A 7,598-nucleotide genomic window follows, 5' to 3' on the forward strand; every position below is an offset into this window, starting at 1 on the left:
GCTGTCCTGGTGACGGTGATGAACAACTTCTCCAGCCCTAACGAGCCGCAGACCCTCAACTATTCCGACTTCATCCAGCAGGTCAAGGATGGCAAGGTCGAGCGTGTGACCGTCGACGGCTACATCATTACCGGCAAGCGCGCCGACGGCGACAACTTCAAGACCGTGCGCCCCGCCATTACCGACAATGGCCTGATCGGCGACCTGGTCGACAACCACGTGGTCGTCGAAGGCAAGCAGCCCGAGCAGCAGAGCATCTGGACGCAACTGCTGGTGGCCAGCTTCCCGATCCTGGTAATCATTGCCGTATTCATGTTCTTCATGCGCCAGATGCAAGGCGGCGCGGGCGGTAAGGGCGGGCCGATGAGCTTCGGCAAGAGCAAGGCACGCCTGCTGTCCGAAGACCAGGTCAAGACCATCCTGGCTGACGTTGCGGGTTGCGACGAGGCCAAGGAAGAGGTTGGCGAGCTGGTCGAGTTCCTGCGCGACCCGGGCAAGTTCCAGCGCCTGGGTGGCCGCATCCCGCGCGGTGTGCTGATGGTTGGTCCACCGGGTACCGGTAAGACCCTGCTGGCCAAGGCCATTGCGGGTGAAGCCAAGGTGCCGTTCTTCACCATTTCCGGTTCCGACTTCGTCGAGATGTTCGTCGGCGTGGGTGCCAGCCGCGTGCGCGACATGTTCGAGCAGGCCAAGAAGCACGCACCGTGCATCATCTTCATCGACGAAATCGACGCCGTCGGTCGCCACCGTGGCGCCGGCATGGGCGGTGGTCACGACGAGCGCGAGCAGACCCTCAACCAGCTGCTGGTAGAGATGGACGGCTTCGAAATGAACGATGGCATCATCGTCATTGCCGCCACCAACCGTCCGGACGTCCTTGACCCGGCGCTGCTGCGCCCCGGCCGCTTCGACCGCCAGGTAGTGGTCGGCCTGCCGGACATCCGTGGCCGTGAGCAGATCCTCAAGGTGCACATGCGCAAGGTGCCGGTCGGCGAAAACGTCAACCCGGCAGTCATTGCCCGTGGTACCCCGGGCTTCTCCGGCGCCGATCTGGCCAACCTGGTCAACGAGGCTTCGCTGTTCGCTGCTCGCTCCAACAAGCGCCTGGTCGAAATGAAAGAGTTCGAACTGGCCAAGGACAAGATCATGATGGGCGCCGAGCGCAAGACCATGGTCATGTCCGAGAAAGAGAAGCAGAACACCGCTTACCACGAGGCAGGTCATGCCATCGTCGGCCGCCTGGTGCCCGAGCACGACCCGGTCTACAAGGTTTCGATCATTCCACGTGGCCGTGCCCTGGGCGTGACCATGTTCCTGCCTGAGGAAGACCGTTACAGCCTGTCCAAGCGTGCGCTGATCAGCCAGATCTGCTCGCTGTATGGCGGCCGTATCGCCGAAGAGATGACCCTGGGCTTCGATGGCGTCACCACCGGTGCCTCCAACGACATCATGCGGGCCAGCCAGATCGCCCGTAACATGGTTACCAAGTGGGGCCTGTCCGAGAAACTCGGCCCGCTGATGTACGCGGAAGAAGAGGGCGAAGTGTTCCTCGGTCGCAGTGCCGGTAGCCAGCACGCCAGCGTTTCCGGTGAAACGGCCAAGCTGATCGACTCCGAAGTGCGCAGCATCATCGATCAGTGCTACGCCACTGCCAAGCAGCTGCTGACCGACAACCGCGACAAGCTCGACGCCATGGCCGAAGCGCTGATGAAGTACGAGACCATCGACGCCGACCAGATCGACGACATCATGTCCGGTCGCACCCCACGCGAACCGCGTGACTGGGACGACGACAAGACCTCGGGCACCCCGGCTGCCCAGAATGACCGTCCGGAATCGCCGATCGGCGGCCCAGCGGCTCAACACTAAGGGCATCTATGAGCTCGAAGCTGTACCCGACCCGGTTGCCTTGCGGCAACCGGGTTCTTGATTTGTCCCGTACCCATGTCATGGGTATTCTCAATATCACCCCCGATTCCTTCTCCGATGGCGGGCGCTTCAGCCAGCGCGACGAAGCGTTGCGCCATGCCGAGGCCATGGTCGCGGCGGGTGCCACGCTGATCGATATCGGCGGGGAGTCGACGCGCCCTGGCGCTCGCGCGGTATCAGTGACCGAAGAGCTGGAGCGGGTGGCGCCGATGGTCGAGGCCATCAACAGTCGCCTCGATGTGGTGATCTCCGTGGATACCTCAACGCCTGCCGTGATTCGCGAGTCGGCACGTCTCGGTGCGGGCCTGATCAACGATGTGCGCGCCCTGGAGCGCGACGGCGCCCTGGATGCAGCGGCAGATACCGGCTTGCCGGTGTGCCTCATGCACATGCGCGGCGAGCCTGGGAACATGCAGGATGACCCGCATTACGAAGATGTCACCGCGGATGTAACGCGTTATCTTGAACAGCGCATGGCTGCCTGCGCGGCGGCTGGCATTGCCGAGGAACGCATCATCCTCGACCCAGGCTTCGGCTTCGCCAAGACGCTGGCGCACAACCTGAGCCTGTTCAAACACATGGAGGCGCTTTATCGCCTCGGTCGCCCGCTGCTGGTGGGCGTTTCACGCAAGAGCATGATCGGCCTGACGCTGGATCGTCCGGTCGGTGAGCGGCTGTATGGCAGCCTGGCGCTGGCGGCTCTGGCCATCACCAAGGGGGCCAGTATCCTGCGCGTCCATGATGTGGCCGAAACCGTCGATGTGGTCCGCATGATCGAAGCGGTACAGAGCGCCGAATAAGAACATTGGAGTCTCTATGAGCAGAAAATACTTTGGTACCGACGGCATTCGTGGCCGCGTCGGCGAATACCCGATCACGCCAGACTTCATGCTGAAGCTGGGCTGGGCGGCGGGTATGGCCTTCCGCAAGCAGGGCAATTGCCGCGTGCTGGTCGGCAAGGACACGCGTATTTCCGGCTACATGTTCGAATCCGCACTCGAGGCCGGCCTTTCCGCGGCGGGTGCCGATGTGCTGCTGCTCGGCCCCATGCCGACCCCGGCGATCGCCTACCTCACTCGCACTTTCCATGCCGAAGCCGGCATCGTCATCAGTGCCTCGCACAACCCCCACGATGACAACGGCATCAAGTTCTTCTCGGGCCAAGGCACCAAGCTGCCGGACGAAGTCGAGCTGATGATTGAAGAACTTCTCGATCAGCCGATGACCGTGGTCGAATCCAGCAAGCTGGGCAAGGTTTCGCGCATCAACGATGCCGCCGGTCGCTACATCGAGTTCTGCAAGAGCAGTGTGCCGAGCAGCACCAGTTTCGATGGCCTGAAGCTTGTGATCGACTGCGCTCACGGCGCCACCTACAAGGTCGCGCCGAGCGTGTTCCGTGAACTGGGTGCCGATGTGACGGTGCTGCACGCGCAACCCGATGGTTTGAACATCAACGAAGGCTGTGGCTCGACCCATATCGAATCGCTGCAGGCCGCCGTGCTGGTCGGGCATGCCGACCTGGGCATCGCCTTCGACGGCGATGGCGACCGGGTGCTGATGGTCGACCATACCGGTGCCATCGTCGACGGTGACGAATTGCTCTTCATCATCGCCCGCGACCTGCAGGAGCGCGGCAAGCTGCAGGGCGGCGTGGTCGGTACGCTGATGAGCAACCTGGGCCTGGAATTGGCGCTCAAGGACCTGGATATCCCGTTCGTGCGGGCCAAGGTCGGCGACCGCTACGTGATGGCCGAACTGCTCGAGCGCGACTGGCTGGTGGGCGGGGAGAACTCCGGCCACGTGGTGTGCTGTAACCACACCACCACCGGTGACGCGATCATCGCTGCGCTGCAGGTGCTGATGGCCATGAAACGCCGCGGCGAGACCCTGGCACAGGCGCGCCAAGCCCTGCGCAAGTGCCCGCAGGTATTGATCAACGTGCGTTTCGGCGCAAGCAAGGTCGACCCGCTGGAGCACCCGGCAGTCAAGGAGGCCAGTGCCAAGGTGACCGAGGACATGGCAGGTCGTGGCCGCGTGTTGCTGCGCAAGTCCGGCACCGAGCCCTTGGTGCGGGTGATGGTCGAGGGCGACGACGAAAGCCAGGTGCGCACGCACGCCGAGGCCCTGGCCAAACTGGTTGCAGAAGTTTGTATCTGAAAGAGGCTTGCCAGCGCAGATCGGGTTGGGTAAGATCTGCGCCCACTTTGACCGACGAGGTAAAGCATGCGTCGCCCCATGGTAGCTGGTAACTGGAAGATGCACGGTACCCGCGCCAGCGTCGCTGAGCTGATCCAGGGTTTGGGCAATATGCCCGTGCCGAACGGTGTCGAAGTTGCGGTTTTTCCGCCGGCCTTGTTCATCAATCAGGTGATTGATGGTTTGCAGGGTAAGGCAATTGCCGTAGGTGCACAGAATTCTGCAATACAGCCCGAACAGGGCGCGCTGACGGGTGAAATTGCACCGAGTCAGTTGGCTGAAGCCGGTTGCAAGTTGGTGTTGATTGGCCACTCCGAACGCCGCCAGATCCTTGGTGAAAATGAAGAAGTGCTCAATCGCAAGTTTGCAGCGGCTCAACTTAGTGGTTTAATGCCGGTGCTCTGCGTAGGGGAGACCCTCGAAGAGCGCGAAGCAGGCAAGACGCTCGAAGTTGTCGGGCGTCAACTAAGCAGTATCATCGAGGCTTTCGGTGTTAAGGCTTTTGCCAATGCAGTAATTGCCTATGAGCCTGTTTGGGCCATTGGCACAGGTTTGACAGCCTCGCCTCAGCAAGCTCAGGATGTGCACGCAGCCATCCGGGCGCAGTTGGCGGCCGAGGACGCCGAAGTTGCCGCGAACGTGCAGCTTCTTTACGGCGGCAGCGTGAAGGCGGCCAATGCGGCCGAACTGTTCGGCATGCCGGATATCGATGGGGGGCTCATTGGTGGAGCGTCCCTGAACGCAGACGAATTCGGTGCAATTTGTCGCGCCGCAGGAAACTGAACAAATGCTGGAAACAGTCATCGTTGTTTTTCATCTGTTGGCAGCGCTGTCGCTTGTAGTGCTGGTTCTGTTGCAACAGGGTAAAGGTGCGGAAGCAGGTGCATCTTTCGGCGCAGGTGCTTCAAATACTGTGTTCGGAAGCCAAGGTTCTGCTACCTTCCTGAGTAAATTAACTGCTATACTTGCTGCCACTTTCTTTTTGACAGCACTTGGGTTAGGATACTTCGCCAAGCAACAAGCTCACCAGCTGAGCCAGGCAGGTCTCCCAGATCCAGCGGTCTTGGAAGTGAAACAGCCAAAGCCGGCAGTAAATGATGATGTACCGGTGCTCCAGGAGCAGAAGAGCGAAACCACCAACACTGGTGATGTACCTCCTCCAACCGAAGAGCAGAAGTAACGGGTTTCAAGAAGTAGTATTGCCGAGGTGGTGGAATTGGTAGACACGCAACCTTGAGGTGGTTGTGCCCATAGGGTGTAGGGGTTCGAGTCCCCTTCTCGGTACCAATTAAAGCTTGAGAGCCCGCTTTAGCGGGCTTTCTCGTAGGTGGAGGTTGGATTGACCCAGCAACGGGTTCGGTCTTATACTTTCGCCCCAGCTTTGTCGCGGGGTGGAGCAGCTTGGTAGCTCGTCGGGCTCATAACCCGAAGGTCGTTGGTTCAAATCCAGCCCCCGCAACCAGCTTCAGCGGAGCCCCTTTTCAGGGGCTTTTTGCTAGCCGAACAGTTTTCGGCGCCGTTGTCCAACGGCGCTTTCAGGGATGGGCGCTTCGCCCATTTTTTATTTGCACAGCATGCACGAGGGGGTTCAGGTGTCGAGCAAGCTAGAACAGTTGCAGGCCTTGTTGGCCCCGGTGGTCGAGGGTCTGGGCTATCAGTGCTGGGGGATCGAATTCGTATCCCAGGGTAAGCATTCGGTATTGCGCATCTACATTGACAAGGAAGGCGGCATCCTGGTGGACGACTGCGAAGCGGTCAGCCGTCAGGCCAGTGCCATCCTCGATGTTGAAGATCCGATCAGCAGTGAATATACCCTTGAGGTGTCCTCACCAGGCATGGATCGCCCGCTGTTCACTCTGGAACAGTTTGCCTCGCATGCCGGCGAACAAGTGAAGATCAAGCTGCGTACGCCCTTCGAAGGTCGTCGTAACTTCCAGGGCCTCCTCCGCGGTGTGGAGGAACAGGACGTTGTGGTCCAGGTGGACAATCACGAATTCCTGTTGCCGATCGACTCGATCGACAAGGCCAATATTATTCCCAGTTTTGACTGAGACGTGCCGGGCCCGGCGGACTTTCCGGGCCCAATGGCTTGCGCAAGGCGAGGCGTACGATGAGCAAAGAAGTACTGCTGGTTGTTGAATCGGTATCCAACGAAAAAGGTGTACCACCCGGCGTCATTTTCGAAGCGCTGGAAGTGGCTCTGGCCACTGCAACCAAAAAACGTTTTGAGGACGAAGTCGACCTGCGTGTGGAAATCAACCGCCACACCGGTAGCTACGAAACCTTCCGTCGCTGGACTGTCGTCGACGAAGCCGATCTGGACGATCCGGCCATCGAGACCTGGCTGGCGAAGATCCACGAGACTCACCCTGAAGCCAAGGTGGGTGACGTGATCGAAGAGAAGATCGAGTCCATCGAATTCGGTCGTATCGCCGCCCAGACCGCCAAGCAGGTGATCGTGCAGAAGGTCCGCGAGGCCGAGCGCGCCCAGGTGGTCGACGCCTACCGCGAGCGTGTCAACGAGATCATCTCGGGCACCGTCAAGAAGGTCACCCGCGACAACGTCATCGTCGACCTGGGCAACAACGCCGAGGCGCTGCTGGCTCGCGAAGACATCATTCCACGTGAGACCTTCCGGGTTGGCGTGCGCCTGCGTGCGCTGCTCAAGGAAATCCGCACCGAGAACCGCGGCCCTCAGCTGATCCTGTCGCGCACCGCGCCGCAGATGCTGATCGAGCTGTTCCGCATCGAAGTGCCGGAAATCGCCGAAGGCCTCATCGAAGTCATGGCTGCATCCCGTGATCCGGGATCGCGTGCCAAGATCGCCGTCCGCTCCAAGGACAAGCGCATCGACCCGCAAGGTGCCTGTATCGGCATGCGCGGTTCGCGCGTCCAGGCCGTATCCGGCGAGCTGGGTGGTGAGCGTGTGGATATCGTCCTGTGGGACGAGAACCCGGCGCAATTTGTCATCAACGCCATGTCGCCGGCCGAAGTCGCGGCGATCATCGTTGATGAAGATGCCCATGCCATGGACATCGCCGTTGCCGAGGACAACCTGGCCCAGGCCATTGGCCGTGGCGGTCAGAACGTTCGCCTGGCCAGTCAGTTGACCGGCTGGACCCTGAACGTGATGACCGAGAAGGACATCCAGGCCAAGCAGCAGGCCGAAACCGGTGACATCCTGCGCAATTTCATCGAGGAACTGGAAGTCGACGAGGAGCTGGCCCAAGTGCTGGTCGACGAAGGCTTTACCAGCCTTGAAGAAATTGCCTACGTACCGTTGGAAGAAATGCTCAACATCGATGGCTTTGACGAGGACATCGTCAATGAGCTCCGCGCTCGAGCCAAGGACCGTTTGTTGACCAAGGCCATCGCTACCGAAGAAAAACTGGCAGACGCCCATCCGGCCGAAGACCTGCTCTCCCTCGAGGGCATGGACAAGGACCTGGCGGCGGAACTGGCGGTGCGCGGCG

At 60.5% G+C, this 7,598-nt stretch carries 7 protein-coding genes and 2 tRNA genes; all 9 read left to right on the plus strand.

Features of this window, described 5'->3' with window-relative positions; translation table 11 throughout:
- A partial coding sequence (gene ftsH / locus B3E94_RS01185; RefSeq protein ID WP_286912022.1) for an ATP-dependent zinc metalloprotease FtsH occupies positions 1-1,869 on the plus strand: 1,869 nt, incomplete at its 5' end.
- Positions 1,870-1,877: 8 nt separating this feature from the next.
- Positions 1,878-2,729, plus strand: coding sequence for a dihydropteroate synthase (gene folP / locus B3E94_RS01190; protein ID WP_286912023.1), 852 nt, complete (start codon positions 1,878-1,880; stop codon positions 2,727-2,729).
- A 16-nt stretch (positions 2,730-2,745) separates the two neighbouring features.
- Positions 2,746-4,086 (plus strand): phosphoglucosamine mutase, encoded by a 1,341-nt coding sequence (gene glmM, locus B3E94_RS01195; protein WP_286912025.1) that lies wholly within the window; start codon positions 2,746-2,748, stop codon positions 4,084-4,086.
- Positions 4,087-4,152: 66 nt separating this feature from the next.
- Positions 4,153-4,908, plus strand: coding sequence for a triose-phosphate isomerase (gene tpiA / locus B3E94_RS01200; protein ID WP_286912026.1), 756 nt, complete (start codon positions 4,153-4,155; stop codon positions 4,906-4,908).
- 4 nt (positions 4,909-4,912) lie between these two features.
- Positions 4,913-5,305 (plus strand): preprotein translocase subunit SecG, encoded by a 393-nt coding sequence (secG, locus tag B3E94_RS01205; RefSeq protein WP_176517427.1) that lies wholly within the window; start codon positions 4,913-4,915, stop codon positions 5,303-5,305.
- 21 nt (positions 5,306-5,326) lie between these two features.
- A tRNA-Leu gene (locus B3E94_RS01210) sits at positions 5,327-5,412 on the plus strand.
- Positions 5,413-5,510: 98 nt separating this feature from the next.
- Positions 5,511-5,587 (plus strand) — tRNA-Met (locus B3E94_RS01215).
- A 130-nt stretch (positions 5,588-5,717) separates the two neighbouring features.
- The gene (rimP, locus tag B3E94_RS01220; RefSeq protein ID WP_043274067.1) at positions 5,718-6,176 is read left to right on the plus strand and encodes a ribosome maturation factor RimP; all 459 of its coding nucleotides are present in this window, start codon (positions 5,718-5,720) and stop codon (positions 6,174-6,176) included.
- A 59-nt stretch (positions 6,177-6,235) separates the two neighbouring features.
- Positions 6,236-7,598 (plus strand): transcription termination factor NusA (gene nusA / locus B3E94_RS01225; RefSeq protein ID WP_286912027.1); only part of this gene is annotated, 1,363 nt, incomplete at its 3' end.

This window comes from Pseudomonas sp. UBA6315 (assembly GCF_002438125.1).
In the GTDB taxonomy this organism is placed as follows: domain Bacteria; phylum Pseudomonadota; class Gammaproteobacteria; order Pseudomonadales; family Pseudomonadaceae; genus Aquipseudomonas; species Aquipseudomonas faucium.